This window comes from Salinispirillum sp. LH 10-3-1 (genome assembly GCF_030643825.1).
In the GTDB taxonomy this organism is placed as follows: Bacteria; Pseudomonadota; Gammaproteobacteria; order Pseudomonadales; family Natronospirillaceae; genus Salinispirillum.
Genome location: NZ_CP101717.1, coordinates 2361428 through 2374256, shown reverse-complemented (window position 1 = coordinate 2374256; position 12829 = coordinate 2361428). Strand labels below are relative to the sequence as shown.

Genomic DNA, 12829 nt, shown 5'->3' with positions numbered 1-12829 from the left:
TTTGAGTTTGTGCTAGGGTGGCTGAGCCTAAGGTAACTTTGTGGTTTTCGATGATCAATGGACAAAAAGGATGGTAGAGAATGTCTGAAATTCTGCAGCTCAGTCTGTTTCTATTGGTGTTGGTGGTGTTGACTGTTATTCCTGTCATGTTTGCGGCGCGCATCGTACGCGCGCGCAATACGGGTTTTTGGTCGGCGCTGGCGGCTGTCATATTACTTATGGTGCTATCATTGTTGCTGGAGCGCTTCGTGCCACAGCAAGGTATTGCTTTGGCCATCGCGGTCATCGTGGGGTCGGCGATTTATGCGTTCACCTTGGGTACCACTTGGTTAAAAGGCTTTATGGTCGCCATTCTGTCGTTGGTGATTGTGATCGGTTTGATTGTGGTGTTGACGATGGTGCTGGCCGGTATAGGCCTGACGGTTGACCTGTTCTCATTCTGAGAGGTTCGTTATCGGCTGGGCGATTTTACCATGGCCTGGCCGATTCCCACTCTTTGTGTCACTAATGTGTCACGTCGTTTCACCTCTTTGCGCTTGGCCTGCTACACTCGTTCTTTTACATCTGATGTATAAGGATTCTACTCATGCGCCTGCCTCAACCCAGTGCTGATGTTGTCATCAGCGGCACCGGTCTGTGGACCCCGGATAACGTACTCACCAACGAAGAGTTGGTACAGGTACTGAACGAATACGCTGACCGATTTAATGCCGAGCATGCTGCCGAAATAGAAGCAGGGCAGGTGAAAGCGGCGGCGCGATCCGATGCGGGCTTCATAGAAAAGGCCAGCGGCATAAAGCAACGCCATGTGTACATCAAAGACGGCATTCTGGATGTGGATCGCATGCGACCCAACATTCCGGAGCGTGCAGATTCTGAATTGAGTCATCAGGCCGAGATTGCCTTGGCCGCCGCAAAAAAGGCGTTGGCCGCCGCCAATAAAACCGGCAGTGACATTGACGCCGTGATCGTCAGTTGTGCCTATACGCAGCGAGCTTATCCCGCCATTGCTATAGAAGTGCAGAATGCGCTCGGCATTGATGGCTTCGGTTTCGACATGCTGGTGGCCTGTTCAGCGGCCACCTTTGCACAGCATCGGGCGTACGAAATGATCAAATCGGGTACCGCACGGGCGGTGTTGGTCATTAACCCCGAACTGACATCGCCACAGGTGAACTACCGCGACCGTGACAGCCACTTTATCTTTGGTGATGTCGCCACCGCAGTGGTTCTGGAACGCGGTGACACAGCCAATGCTCTGCACGTGTATGACGTGTTGGGTACGCAAGCGAAGACGCTGTTTTCCAATACCATTCGCTCCAATTTCGGTTATCTGTCGCGGACCAACGATGCCGACCCGTTCGGGCCCGATAAACTGTTTCACCAAGAGGGCCGTACAGTGTTTAAAGAAGTGTGCCCTATGGCAGCTGATCACATCAGCAGCCACCTGGCCTTGCATGGTTTGGGGGCTGCTGATGTGCGGCGCTGGTGGCTGCATCAGGCCAACATCAACATGAACCTGTTGATTGCCCGTAAGCTGCTGGGGCGTGATGCCACTGCAGATGAAGCGCCTATTGTGCTGGACCAATACGCCAACACAGCGTCGGCAGGTTCAATCATCGCGTTCAGCTTGCATCAAGCGGACCTGCAATCCGGTGACGTTGGGGTGATCTGCTCTTTTGGCGCAGGGTACTCCATTGGTAGTTTGGTGATTCGCAAACGGTAGGGGATAACCCCTTTTTCTCAAGCTGGCGTCGTTAAAAATGGTCTCAAATGCTCGATTACTACCAGTAAACTGCGCGTTTTCGTCCATTTTTGCCTAGCCAGCTTCTCGCCTCCGAGGTTATCTCCAAACCGTTTGGGCGAAATGATGTGTTCGTTTTAAGAGGATATAGATTCATGGGTAGCTTTACCGGTTCTGACAAATACATCGCCACCGAGGCACTGCAGCTGGCGGTGAACGCTGCGATGACATTGGAGCGACCGCTCCTGATCAAGGGCGAGCCGGGTACGGGTAAAACCATGTTGGCGGAGGAAATTGCCGCTGCACTCGATATGCCGCTGATTCAGTGGCATGTGAAGTCGACCACCAAGGCTCACCAGGGTTTGTATGAGTACGATGCCGTATCGCGCTTGCGCGACAGCCAGTTGGGTGATGACCGAGTGCACGACATCAAGAACTACATTCGCCGCGGCAAGCTGTGGGAGGCTTTCGCGTCTGAGCGGCGCGCGGTGTTGTTGATCGACGAAGTGGACAAAGCCGACATTGAGTTTCCGAACGACTTGCTGGTTGAACTGGATCGCATGGAATTCCATGTGTACGAGACCGGTGAAACCGTCAAGGCGGCACAGCGGCCGGTGGTGATCATCACTTCCAACAATGAGAAAGAACTGCCGGATGCTTTTTTGCGCCGTTGTTTCTTCCACTATATAGACTTTCCAGATCGAGAAACCCTTCAAGCGATCATCGACGTACACTTGCCGAGCATCAAGAACCAGTTGGTGCGTGACGCACTCAATGTGTTCTTTCAAGTACGCGAATTGCCAGGGTTGAAGAAGCGCCCGTCAACGTCGGAGCTGATTGACTGGTTGAAACTACTGGTGTCGGACGATATGGCCGCTGACGCCATCAAAGAAGGTGACATCAAGCAGGCTCTGCCGCCGCTGTATGGCGCCTTGTTGAAGAATGAGCAGGACGTTCAGTTATTGGAACGCCTGGCCTTTTTGAGCCGGCAGAAAGCCCGCACCTAAGCCGGACAATGCCATGCTGATTCGCTTCTTTCTGACTTGCCGCCACTATGGCCTGCCTATTACGGTGAAGGAACTGCTGGTTTTACTGCAGGGCTTGCAGGCGGGGCTGGCCTTTGCCGATATGGACGACTTCTATCGCCTGTCGCGCATGATTATGGTGAAAGACGAGAGCCATTTTGATCGTTTTGACAAAGCATTTGCTGCATTCTATGAGGGGCTGGAAGACATGCCAGACCCCTTCGCAGGCAAAGCTATTCCGCCGGAATGGCTGGATGCGGAGTTCTACAAACACCTGAGTGAAGAAGAAAAAGCCGCCATTGAAGCCTTGGGTGGGCTGGATGAACTGCTCAAAACGCTGCAAGAACGTCTGAACGAACAAGAAGGCATGCATCGCGGTGGCAACAAATGGATTGGCACCGGCGGTACCAGTCCGTTCGGTCATGCCGGTTACAACCCCAATGGTGTGCGCGTGGGCGGTGAAAGCCGACACCGACGTGCAGCCAAGGTATGGGAGCAGCGGCAATATAAAAATCTCGACGACCACGTTGAACTGGGCACGCGTAACCTAAAGATGGCGCTACGCAAGTTGCGGCAGTTTGCCCGCACGGGCAGTGCAGAAGAGCTGAACATGGATGACACCATTCGTTCTACCGCGCACAACGGCGGCATGCTCGACATACGGATGCAACCGGAACGCCACAACGCGGTAAAGGTGCTGTTGTTGTTGGACGTGGGTGGCTCCATGGATGATCATGTTAAAGTCTGTGAAGAGCTGTTTTCGGCCTGTCGTAGCGAATTTAAGCATTTAAAGTCGTTCTATTTTCACAACTTCACCTACGACGCCGTGTGGACGGACAACCTACTGCGGCGTCATCAACAGATGAGTTTGTTTGATCTGCTGCACACCTATGGCAAGGACTACAAGGTGATCGTGGTCGGTGATGCCTCTATGTCGCCGTATGAAATCGCTGCGCCCTACGGCAGTATCGACTTTATGAACGAGGAGCCCGGTGCTGTCTGGTTTCGTCGTTTGTCCGAGCACTTTAAGGATCTGGTCTGGCTGAATCCTGTACCCGAAGAACATTGGTCGTTCACGCACAGCATCAGCATGGTGCAAGAGCTAGTGGAAGACCGCATGTATCCTCTGACGGTGGACGGTTTAGGTCGCGCCATAAAAGCCTTGGTATGACCGGCTGCTGAACACCTAAAGGGACTCAGCAGCCTGCTGTGTTTAAGATTGCCGCCCTCCGTTTCTTCGATCCTCACACAAAAAATCAACCCCCTTCGCTGTTTATTTTTTATCCAGGTTGTGTAATATGGCTTCAAATATGAATAACGATTCATATTTCACATGCTGTTTGATGTATGCATGAAAACAACAATAAGAAGAGGAAGAAACCATGATACAACCCGTACGCTGGGCGCTCGCCCTGACGATGTCGCTCCTAATGGCGTCCCTTTCCAGTACCGTTGTTGCGGGTACTGAATACGCCTATCAATTCACTCAGAAGAGTTATCCGCAATCGCGCAACCGCAACTACACCGTCTATGTTCCCGCTGGCTTAACGGGCGTGAGCCCGATGGTGATGGCGCTGCATGGCTGTCGCCTAACCGAGCGCGACGTGCTGAACGATTGGGGCATGAAAGAGGCTGCCGATCGCTACGGCTTCATTCTGGTCACGCCGTTCATTACGTCGTACAACGGACTGCGCAACGAAAATTGCTGGGGTTTCTGGTTCAACGAGCACCGTCATGAAGGCGGTGGTGAAGTGGAAGACTTGGTGCAAATTGCCAAGGAAGTAGAAAGTAACTTTAGTGTGGATGCGAACCGTCGCTTTATCACGGGGTTGTCGTCCGGTGGTGCTATGGCTGTTGTTGCGGCGGTTGCACACAATGAGTACTGGGCTGCTGCTGCGTCTGCGGCGGGGTTACCCTATGGCGAATCCGCTTCGTCGGTGTCGTTGAGCGGACAGTGTCCAGGCAGTGCGACCTTCCATTCAATATCACGCGTGGCTGATGACATGCAGCGTGAGGTGAATGACGACTATCCGATTCCGATGATGGTCTTGCAGAACGAGCGTGATTGTACCGTTATTCCGCAAGCGGGGCGCAATATTCGTGACTCCTGGTTGGCGGTTTTCGGTGACCCCGACCACAACACGCTGACCACAGCGCGCGCCGACAGTTCGGCCTGTGCCTACACCTATCAACAAAGCTATTCCTGCGTACATGAACGGTTCACGCAAGACGGTACGATGAATAGCCGCTCGGTGGTGGAAACGGTGTTCTACACCGGGCCCCTAGCCACCGCCAACCCGAACGATACTGATCACGGACACTATTGGATTGGTGGTGAAGACGGCAACGAAGGCAAGTGGGCGGTGCGACAAGGGCCAGTGTATCCAGACTTGATCTGGGACTTCTTCAATCGCCACGCGCGTGATGCTAGCGGTGCGATTGATAAGCCTGTGGTCACCTTATTGGGTGATAACCCAATGACGCTGCAAATCAACCAGCCCTTTTATGATCCCGGTGCCAGTGCTGTAGACCCCGTTGAGGGTTCGTTGCCGGTCAATACGACCTGTGATGTGAATGTCGATGTGGATGGTACTTACTACTGTACCTATGTGGCGACCAACTCAGAGGGCGTAACCGGCTCGGCCATCCGTCAAGTAATAGTGGTGGACCCGAACAAACCATTGGAAACCTGTGTGGTGGAATCCACGTCACCGGTGGCGCACATCAACAGTGGCCGCGCGACAGCGGGTGGTAATTATAATCTGCGTGCCTTGTCGAGCGGCGACCAAATGGATATCGGCTTTGCTTGGGACAGTTGGTCGAGCGTTACCTTGACCGAAGGTGAACCTGGCCTGTGGTATACGCAGCAACCAGAAGCCTGTCAGACGCAGGGCGGTGAACCCGTTCCAGATCCTGAGCCGGACCCAGACCCAGGTTTTACCTGTACACAGCACTACAACACCAACCTGAATCATAATTCAGCCGGGCGAGCCTATTACATGATGGGTTACTTTACCACCGGTGGTAATGAGTCTCTGGGTGGCTTATCGGGTGTTTTTACGTGGGTTAGTGAGGTGTCGGCGGGGTACTACGTCGCGGGTCAATGCCCTAACTAAAGGGAGTATCCGAAAACCTTCCTTTCTCAAGCTGGCGTTGTTAAAAATGACCTCAAAATGCTTATTTACATTTCAGTAAACTGCGCATTTGCGGACATTTTTGCCTAGCCAGCCTTTCGCCTTGAAGGTTTTTAGAACCTTCCTAAACCAGCATGACAACAGAACGCAAAAGATGAGCAAGGATGCTCATCTCATTCTTTGGAACGCTATTGTTGGTACTTTTCTTTCCATGTGTCGTACGGCATGCCGTATATCGTTTCGCGAGCTTCTTCCTTAGTCAGTTCGACACCGCGTTCTTCGGCCGCTGCGGCATACCATTTGCCTAAGCAATTGCGGCAGAAACCGGCCAGGTTCATCAGGTCGATGTTTTGCACGTCCTTGCGACTATCGAGGTGTTCCAGTAAGCGGCGAAAAGCGGCGGCTTCAATTTCTATACGTGTTTGCTGATCCATAACGCGCTCCCATTGATCTATCACAATAATTTGCCAGTATATCACGGCACAGGCTGCTACCTGAGGGTGTCAATTGATCTACACTGAGAGGATCAACTGTGTAGGTTGGCAAGTGGGTTGCCCCAAGGGGCTGTTGGTATTTAGTAAGGAGTCATCATGATCACACTCTATCGTTTCCCTTACAGCTGCTACGCGCTGAAAGTACAGTTTCTGTTGGATCAACTGCAGTTGCCGTACGAAGTGAAAGATGTGCCGTTCAGTGATCGAGATGAATTGATTGAAGTGACGGGCGGACGCGTCATGGTACCGGCGTTGGTCCACGACGGTAATGTCGTGATGGAGTCGCGGGATATTTTCCAATACTTATTGACCCTGACCAAGAATGACTTGGTGCCAGAAGGCATGGAGGCTGCGGCGTGGGCTTATCTGGACTGGACCGATAATCAATTAGAGGATGTGCTGTTTCGTATTGCTTCGCCGGGCATTGCTGCGCAAATGCGTAAGCCTACCGATCGGCACTTGTTTATCTTCATTAAAGAGCGAAAGTTCGGTACGGGGTGTGTAACGGAATGGGAGCGTAACCGCAAAGAATTGATCGACAAGGCCAAGGTGTTGTTGGCACCAACTTTGGAAACATTGTCGCAAGCCGACTATGTGGTGGGCAAACGGCTAACGATCGCAGACATCTCACTGGCGGGGCATCTTGCTATGGTGGAATACGCCGACCCTGCCTTGCTGCCGGCAATTTCGCCTGATCTGCTGTTGTTCTTGTCGCGGTTGCGAAACCGATAGCTGCCCTCTACGCAGCGGGGAGATCAGCTCGGCGCAGCAAATGTATTTCCACTAAGGCGTACAGGCGCGCCAGCACTTCGCGGACACGTACGCGCCAGTGCCAATTGGGTGGTGCATCTACGGCAACAAAGCCTTGTGCATCGATGCCAACAGCCTTGGCCTGGTAAAGTGCTCTCTCGATATGAAACTGCTGGCTGATAATGATGACATGGTCTTGATGATACTCGGTTTTAAGGCGAATGACCGAGTTGAGGGTGCGTGTACCTTCGCCATCCTGCAAAATGGCTGCTTCTGGCACACCGAGTTGAATCAAATCCTGCATCATCATCCGTGGCTCGTTATAGAACGGCGGATTGTGGTTACCCGAGGCCAGAATAAACTCTAGCAAACCGTCGTGATACAGTTCGGCCGCGGCTGCAATGCGTGCCTGATAAAACGGGTTTAAAGTGCCACTGGGGTGGTATTTGGCGGTGCCCAGTAGCAGCCCAAAGCGACTCGGCGTCAATTGGGTTTTGTCGGTATACACCTGCCCGCGAGCTTGCCAACCAAACCACTGGTCAGCAAACCACACCGTAGACGATATCAAGGCGCTCAGTCCCACAAAGATCAAAGCAACAAGACGTAGAATGCGGCGCTTGCGTCCTGTGCCATACCAGCGCCTTAGCGGATTATTCATCATGCCAGATGACCGTGGTCACACCCTCCGCCGACACTTCCAAAAATTGATCGGGATCGTCGCCTTCTTGCCAACCGCCGTCGCTGCAGCGTGCCTTCGCGTCTAGAGCTGCTACCGCCGATTGAGCACATTCTAAATCGGTTTTCCACGGTGTATTATCCGAATCAAACCATACGGAATACCAACTGCCGCGCTGTACCAGCATAACGGGAATCGCCCCTTTTTCCGTGTTTATGCTGAGCCGAACGGTGCCCTTAGTGGCTGAGCTACGGGACTCCGGCGGAGTGCCAAACACCGTCGTCATCCATTGAATGATTTGTGCGGGACTTTGTTTGTGTAGGTATATTTCGATGTCGTTTTGCATCAGGAGTCCGATATAAAGTATTTGAGTATTCTAAACAAGCCGATGCCAAGGTAGCCCCAGAGGGCTCGGGCGAGCCCGATGACCGCAATAAAAACGCCGATGCCCGCCACAATCTCTTGTTGCATGGACGGCACCAGTTGTCGTTCCGAGAATATTATCACCAGAGCTCCGACAGCGAAAATCATTCCGCCAGACGTAAACAAGGCGAGGTTCTCTACCTGCGCATCAGCCCTAGCGGTTATCCAATCGGCCAATCGCTTGCGAAAATTGGTTGCCATGCGTCCCCCTGAGTTTGGGAAGTGATGCTACTTTGCTATACTCCCGCTCCTTATTCTAACCAATAGACACCTCCAGCGACATGAGCAAAACACTAGAATTAGCCCGCGCCTTGATTCAACGCCCTTCCGTAACGCCCGACGATGCCGGTTGCCAGCAATTAATGGCTGACCGATTGGCCGCCGTAGGGTTCACTATTGAACGCATGGACTTCGAAGACGTGCAAAATCTTTGGGCCACACACGGTACTGAAGGGCCGGTGATGGCCTTTGCAGGCCATACGGACGTCGTCCCAACCGGTGACGTGAACAAGTGGACACATCCGCCGTACGACGCCGTAGTGGCCGATGGTATACTGCACGGCCGTGGCGCTGCTGATATGAAAGGCAGCCTGGCCAGCATGGTTGTGGCCTGTGAGCGTTTCGTCACTGAATTTCCGCAACACCGTGGCAAGATCGGTATGTTGATCACCAGCGACGAAGAAGGGCACGCCTATCACGGTACAGTGAAGGTAGTGGAGGCGTTGAAAGAACGCGGAGATCATATTGATATGGCGCTGGTCGGTGAGCCTTCGAGCACCACTAAAGTGGGTGATATCATTAAAAACGGTCGTCGCGGTTCCTTGCTGGGTTTCTTAACCATACACGGTAAGCAAGGCCATGTGGCGTATCCACATTTGGCGCAGAACCCGATCCACTTGCTGGCCCCCGCACTGGCGGAATTGGCAACCACCGAGTGGGATCAGGGCAACGAGTTTTTCCCGGCAACCAGTTTTCAGGTAGCGAACTTTAACAGCGGTACCGGCGCAACCAATGTGATTCCTGGCGACGCGACCTTGCAATTCAGCTTCCGATTCTCGACCGAAGTCACCGCCGAAGAACTGGAAGCGCGAGTGCGCAGCATACTCGACCAGCACGGACTGAAGTACGACCTGACGTGTGAGCTGAAAGGCATGCCGTTTTTAACCGCCCAAGGTGCTTTGGTCGATGCAGTGGTGCAGGCGGTGCGCGATGTGCGTGATCATACGCCTGAACTGTCCACCGCTGGTGGCACTTCCGATGGACGTTTTATTGCAGCTATAATGGGTTCGCAAGTGGTGGAGTTGGGCCCGGTCAACAAGACCATACATCAGGTCGATGAGCAGGTCAGTGTTGAAGATCTGGACCTGCTGACCGAGATGTACTATCGGATGTTGATCAAGCTGTTCGCCTAAAGGTTACCCGTAGGGAGCATCTAAAAGCCTCGGAGGCGAATATCTGGCTAGGCAATAATGATTGAGAAAGCGCAGTTTACTGGGAGTAAATGAGCATTTCGAGGTCATTTTTAACGCCGCCAGATTGAAAAAAAGAGGTTTTTAGATGTTCCCGATAGGCTCTACGCCAAAGCGCATAACAATGCGTTCGTGGTAGGGCTGCTCCGGGGTAACGGTGCAGGGCGGGAAAGCAGGCTGATTGGGGGTGTCCGGAAAGTGTTGCGGTTCGCAGCAGAATGCTTGATGCGCCTGATACGTCCGGCCTGCGATGGGGCCGGGTGTACCGCCCATATAGTTACCGGTGTAGAACTGCATGCCTGGTTGGGTACTGGCGATTTGCAACACGCGGCCATTTCGGCGGCTGACCACCGTTGCCATGGTCTTAAGTTCTGCTGAATTCACCCGTTTAAACACATAGTTCTGGTCAAAGCCCTTGGTGGTGGCCAGTTCGTTGGCCAAGGGATTGAGCAGCGCACTGACGCGAGTGGGACGAGATAGATCAAACACGGTATTGGCTACGGGTGCATAGGTTCCCGTGGGTAATGCCGCTGCATCGGTGGCTGTTAAGGTGTCGGTGTGGATGATGAACCATTGCTCATCGAGATTTTGGTAGTCTGCACCGTTCAAGTTGAAATAGGCATGATTGGTCAGGTTGATGACCGTTGGGGCGTCGGTAGTGGCGTCGAAGTCGATGGATAGTTCACCGCTGGCGTTGAGACGATAGGTGACCGATGCGTCGACATTGCCCGGAAAGCCGCCCTCACCGGCCGGTGAGCGCCGAGAAAAGGTAACGGTTGCGACATCATTGTCGGCCTCTACTGCGGTATTCCAAACGTGCTTATGCCAACTTTCGCCACCGTGAATGCTCATGTCGTTCGGCGCATTCGCCACCAAGTTATGAGTCTCGCCCGCCAGTGTAAAGCGAGCGCCCAGTATGCGGTTGGCGTAACGGCCTACCGTGGAGCCCAGGTAGCCTAAGCTACCTGCGAAATGTTGATGCTGAGGGCTGTAGCAGACGATGTCGTCAATCGCGCCCTGCTCATCGGGTGTAAGGATGCGATAGATGCTCGCGCCTTCATTCGTTAAGATGACTTCTATTGGCCCGTTGCGGAGACAGAATAGGCGGGCTGGCGAATCGCTCGGAGCACCCGGGAAGTTAGCCGTAGTGACGGATACAGGGGAAAGCGATGGTGCGCCTGCCATGAAGTACAGTCTCCAAGTAAAAGAATAGGAAGGCTGGAGTGTATAGGTTAAGAGACCAGCGAACAATTCCCGTGCTGGCTCATTGGCAGTCCGGTCGGTTAATTTTAAGCTCGTTACATAGGATTGCGTATGTTTTCTGCGTTGAATGGTTTGCCAAGCTCGGTTGAACCTACGAAAGGTACCCTAAGCTGGCAAGTGGATGCTTTCGAACGGCTGGGCAATACTGCGCTGTATCGAATACTGCAACTGCGGGTGAATGTGTTTGTGGTAGAGCAACAGTGCCCTTATCCGGAGCTGGATGATCAGGATCAGACGGCTTGGCATCTGCAAGGTTATGTTGACGGGGAGTTAGCAGCTTACGCTCGTATCTTGCCACCGAAAGCAGACGGACTACCGATCATCGGTCGGGTAGTAGTCGCACCGGCGTATCGTGGTCTGAAACTGGGGGAGCAGTTGATGCAACGAGCCATGGAATGGACTCGCAATGCTTTTCCGCAGCGGCAGATTGAGATTGGCGCGCAGCATCGCTTGCAAGCCTTCTATATGGGTTTGGGTTTTACAGCTGTCGGTGAGCCCTACGATGAAGACGGGATTCAACACATTAAGATGTTGAGTCAGAAGTAAAAAAAACCCCGACGTGTCGGGGTTTTTTTCACTCAGCTCAAGAAGGGATTGAGCCAGCGCCATTTCCAGCTGGTCATACGCAACGGCGCTTCAACGGCCGTCAAACAGATGCACTCTTCGTTGTCAGCGGCCACAGGCGTGTGCTCATGGCTGGCATCACGGCACAGGTAATCGCCCGTATTATAGTCCCCAAAAGCATCCGAAAAACCACCTTTCAACAACACCGTGTACTCAGTGCCCCGATGCGTATGCTTAGGAATGCGACCACCGGGTTTGATGCGGTGCAAGGTTATCGTCGGGCCGTCCGGGCTGGTTTCCAAATCGCACACCTGCAAATGAGGAAGTAACTTGCGCCAGTTCAAACTGTCAAAGCCATTAGGAATCGCTTTCTGAAGTGGGCGCGGTACTTCAGGATTTTGATAACCAGTATATGGCTTCGGTGTCCGCTTGATCGGCCCTTCACTGGTCAGCAGAGCCATAGTTTCTTCCAATAAGCGGTCGTCGACCGGCTCGCCGGGTAAATCATCAAGCAGAACACCACCCAGAGCTTCTAGCTCATGTGCTGACTTGCGGCATTCCGGGCAGTAGTGCAAGTGCACCGCTACCATCAAGGTTTCGTGATAGCTTAAGTTACCTGCCACGTACTCTGTGAGCACATCGACATCAGGATGAAATTTACTCATAACCTTCTACCTCCAGTCCAACGCGCAGCTTCTTCAACGCGAGTCGGATACGCGACTTCACTGTACCCAAGGGTAAATCCAGCTCGTCTGCAGCCTCCTGATGTGATTTGTCTTCCAAGAATACCTTGCCAATGACCTGTCGTTGTTCGACCGGTAAGCGCCCAATGCCCATGCGAATGTGGCGCTCTACGCTGGATTGCTCTACCCAGTCCGAGCCGTCACCATCAGTGTGTGGCTCGTTCCACATATCATCGGAATCTAAATGACCCTGATGTTTGTTTTGCCGCCGCAGCAGGTCAACTCTGAGATTACGCGCAATGGTAAATACCCAGGTCGTCGCCGACGCTTTCGCCCGATCAAAGAGATGGGCCTTGCGCCACAGGTTCGTCATGGTTTCCTGCACCAGCTCATCGGCTAATGCATCGCCCATCATGGTAAGCCCGGAAGACCGTGCGTACCCTTTGATCTGAGGCGCGAAATGACGGAACAACCGAGCAAATGCTTCTCGGTCTTGGCCGCCGGCGATCATTTCTAGGCAATCTGCCCATTCATCAGGTGTTGTCACAGTCGCCCTGCCCACTGTTGTAGTTTGGTAAGCTCGCATGATCAGACAAATCCGTTG

Annotated in this window: 15 protein-coding genes; 8 read left to right on the top strand and 7 right to left on the bottom strand. The window is 53.1% G+C overall.

Features of this window, described 5'->3' with window-relative positions; all coding sequences use genetic code 11:
• Positions 1-80: 80 nt before the first annotated feature.
• From NFC81_RS10710 to NFC81_RS10690, 5 genes are all read left to right on the top strand, one after another.
• Entirely contained in the window at positions 81-443 is a 363-nt protein-coding gene (locus tag NFC81_RS10710) for a hypothetical protein (RefSeq protein ID WP_304994478.1), read from the top strand.
• A 143-nt stretch (positions 444-586) separates the two neighbouring features.
• Entirely contained in the window at positions 587-1726 is a 1140-nt protein-coding gene (locus NFC81_RS10705) for a beta-ketoacyl-ACP synthase III (protein WP_304994477.1), read from the top strand.
• A gap of 173 nt (positions 1727-1899) precedes the next feature.
• Positions 1900-2751 (top strand): MoxR family ATPase, encoded by an 852-nt coding sequence (locus NFC81_RS10700; protein WP_304994476.1) that lies wholly within the window; start codon positions 1900-1902, stop codon positions 2749-2751.
• A 13-nt stretch (positions 2752-2764) separates the two neighbouring features.
• A complete protein-coding gene (locus tag NFC81_RS10695; RefSeq protein ID WP_304994475.1) occupies positions 2765-3940 on the top strand; it encodes a VWA domain-containing protein in 1176 nt (391 codons plus the stop codon).
• A gap of 211 nt (positions 3941-4151) precedes the next feature.
• Positions 4152-5885 (top strand): PHB depolymerase family esterase, encoded by a 1734-nt coding sequence (locus NFC81_RS10690; RefSeq protein ID WP_304994474.1) that lies wholly within the window; start codon positions 4152-4154, stop codon positions 5883-5885.
• Positions 5886-6091: 206 nt separating this feature from the next.
• Here the strand turns inward: NFC81_RS10690 and NFC81_RS10685 are convergent, their stop codons facing one another.
• Positions 6092-6337 carry a DUF1244 domain-containing protein gene (locus NFC81_RS10685; protein ID WP_304994473.1) on the bottom strand — a complete coding sequence of 82 codons (246 nt, stop codon included), beginning with the start codon at positions 6335-6337 and terminating at the stop codon, positions 6092-6094.
• A 156-nt stretch (positions 6338-6493) separates the two neighbouring features.
• Between NFC81_RS10685 and NFC81_RS10680 the strand changes: the two genes are divergently transcribed.
• Entirely contained in the window at positions 6494-7129 is a 636-nt protein-coding gene (locus NFC81_RS10680; RefSeq protein ID WP_304994472.1) for a glutathione S-transferase, read from the top strand.
• Between the two features lie 7 nt (positions 7130-7136).
• Here the strand turns inward: NFC81_RS10680 and NFC81_RS10675 are convergent, their stop codons facing one another.
• Genes NFC81_RS10675 through NFC81_RS10665 form a run of 3 tightly spaced genes read right to left on the bottom strand, consistent with a single transcriptional unit; the run spans position 7137 to position 8447 of the window.
• Positions 7137-7808 carry an ElyC/SanA/YdcF family protein gene (locus NFC81_RS10675; protein WP_304994471.1) on the bottom strand — a complete coding sequence of 224 codons (672 nt, stop codon included), beginning with the start codon at positions 7806-7808 and terminating at the stop codon, positions 7137-7139.
• Complete coding sequence (locus NFC81_RS10670) at positions 7798-8169, bottom strand: hypothetical protein (protein ID WP_304994470.1); 372 nt, start codon at positions 8167-8169, stop codon at positions 7798-7800. The genes NFC81_RS10675 and NFC81_RS10670 overlap by 11 nt, the downstream gene beginning before the upstream one ends.
• Positions 8169-8447, bottom strand: a complete 279-nt coding sequence (locus NFC81_RS10665) for a hypothetical protein (protein WP_304994469.1) — start codon at positions 8445-8447, stop codon at positions 8169-8171. Before NFC81_RS10665 ends, NFC81_RS10670 begins: the two co-directional genes overlap by 1 nt.
• An 80-nt stretch (positions 8448-8527) precedes the next feature.
• Here NFC81_RS10665 and dapE point away from each other — a divergent pair, with 80 nt between their 5' ends.
• A complete protein-coding gene (gene dapE / locus NFC81_RS10660; protein WP_304994468.1) occupies positions 8528-9658 on the top strand; it encodes a succinyl-diaminopimelate desuccinylase in 1131 nt (376 codons plus the stop codon).
• 141 nt (positions 9659-9799) lie between these two features.
• Here dapE and NFC81_RS10655 read toward each other — a convergent pair whose 3' ends face one another.
• Complete coding sequence (locus NFC81_RS10655; protein WP_304994467.1) at positions 9800-10900, bottom strand: aldose epimerase family protein; 1101 nt, start codon at positions 10898-10900, stop codon at positions 9800-9802.
• 129 nt (positions 10901-11029) lie between these two features.
• On the opposite strand from NFC81_RS10655, the gene NFC81_RS10650 reads away from it, so the two are divergent.
• Positions 11030-11524, top strand: coding sequence for a GNAT family N-acetyltransferase (locus tag NFC81_RS10650; protein ID WP_304994466.1), 495 nt, complete (start codon positions 11030-11032; stop codon positions 11522-11524).
• Between the two features lie 32 nt (positions 11525-11556).
• Here the strand turns inward: NFC81_RS10650 and NFC81_RS10645 are convergent, their stop codons facing one another.
• Both NFC81_RS10645 and NFC81_RS10640 read right to left on the bottom strand, forming a co-directional pair.
• The gene (locus NFC81_RS10645; protein ID WP_304994465.1) at positions 11557-12207 is read right to left on the bottom strand and encodes a ChrR family anti-sigma-E factor; all 651 of its coding nucleotides are present in this window, start codon (positions 12205-12207) and stop codon (positions 11557-11559) included.
• Positions 12200-12772 (bottom strand): sigma-70 family RNA polymerase sigma factor, encoded by a 573-nt coding sequence (locus NFC81_RS10640; protein ID WP_304994464.1) that lies wholly within the window; start codon positions 12770-12772, stop codon positions 12200-12202. The genes NFC81_RS10645 and NFC81_RS10640 overlap by 8 nt, the downstream gene beginning before the upstream one ends.
• Positions 12773-12829 lie beyond the last annotated feature (57 nt).

Coding starts and splice junctions, on each gene's coding strand:
- NFC81_RS10710 (WP_304994478.1), top strand. CDS start 81: ATGTCTGAAATTCTGCAGCTCAGTCTGTTTCTATTGGTGTTGGTGGTG.
- NFC81_RS10705 (WP_304994477.1), top strand. CDS start 587: ATGCGCCTGCCTCAACCCAGTGCTGATGTTGTCATCAGCGGCACCGGT.
- NFC81_RS10700 (WP_304994476.1), top strand. CDS start 1,900: ATGGGTAGCTTTACCGGTTCTGACAAATACATCGCCACCGAGGCACTG.
- NFC81_RS10695 (WP_304994475.1), top strand. CDS start 2,765: ATGCTGATTCGCTTCTTTCTGACTTGCCGCCACTATGGCCTGCCTATT.
- NFC81_RS10690 (WP_304994474.1), top strand. CDS start 4,152: ATGATACAACCCGTACGCTGGGCGCTCGCCCTGACGATGTCGCTCCTA.
- NFC81_RS10685 (WP_304994473.1), bottom strand. CDS start 6,337: ATGGATCAGCAAACACGTATAGAAATTGAAGCCGCCGCTTTTCGCCGC.
- NFC81_RS10680 (WP_304994472.1), top strand. CDS start 6,494: ATGATCACACTCTATCGTTTCCCTTACAGCTGCTACGCGCTGAAAGTA.
- NFC81_RS10675 (WP_304994471.1), bottom strand. CDS start 7,808: ATGATGAATAATCCGCTAAGGCGCTGGTATGGCACAGGACGCAAGCGC.
- NFC81_RS10670 (WP_304994470.1), bottom strand. CDS start 8,169: ATGCAAAACGACATCGAAATATACCTACACAAACAAAGTCCCGCACAA.
- NFC81_RS10665 (WP_304994469.1), bottom strand. CDS start 8,447: ATGGCAACCAATTTTCGCAAGCGATTGGCCGATTGGATAACCGCTAGG.
- dapE (WP_304994468.1), top strand. CDS start 8,528: ATGAGCAAAACACTAGAATTAGCCCGCGCCTTGATTCAACGCCCTTCC.
- NFC81_RS10655 (WP_304994467.1), bottom strand. CDS start 10,900: ATGGCAGGCGCACCATCGCTTTCCCCTGTATCCGTCACTACGGCTAAC.
- NFC81_RS10650 (WP_304994466.1), top strand. CDS start 11,030: ATGTTTTCTGCGTTGAATGGTTTGCCAAGCTCGGTTGAACCTACGAAA.
- NFC81_RS10645 (WP_304994465.1), bottom strand. CDS start 12,207: ATGAGTAAATTTCATCCTGATGTCGATGTGCTCACAGAGTACGTGGCA.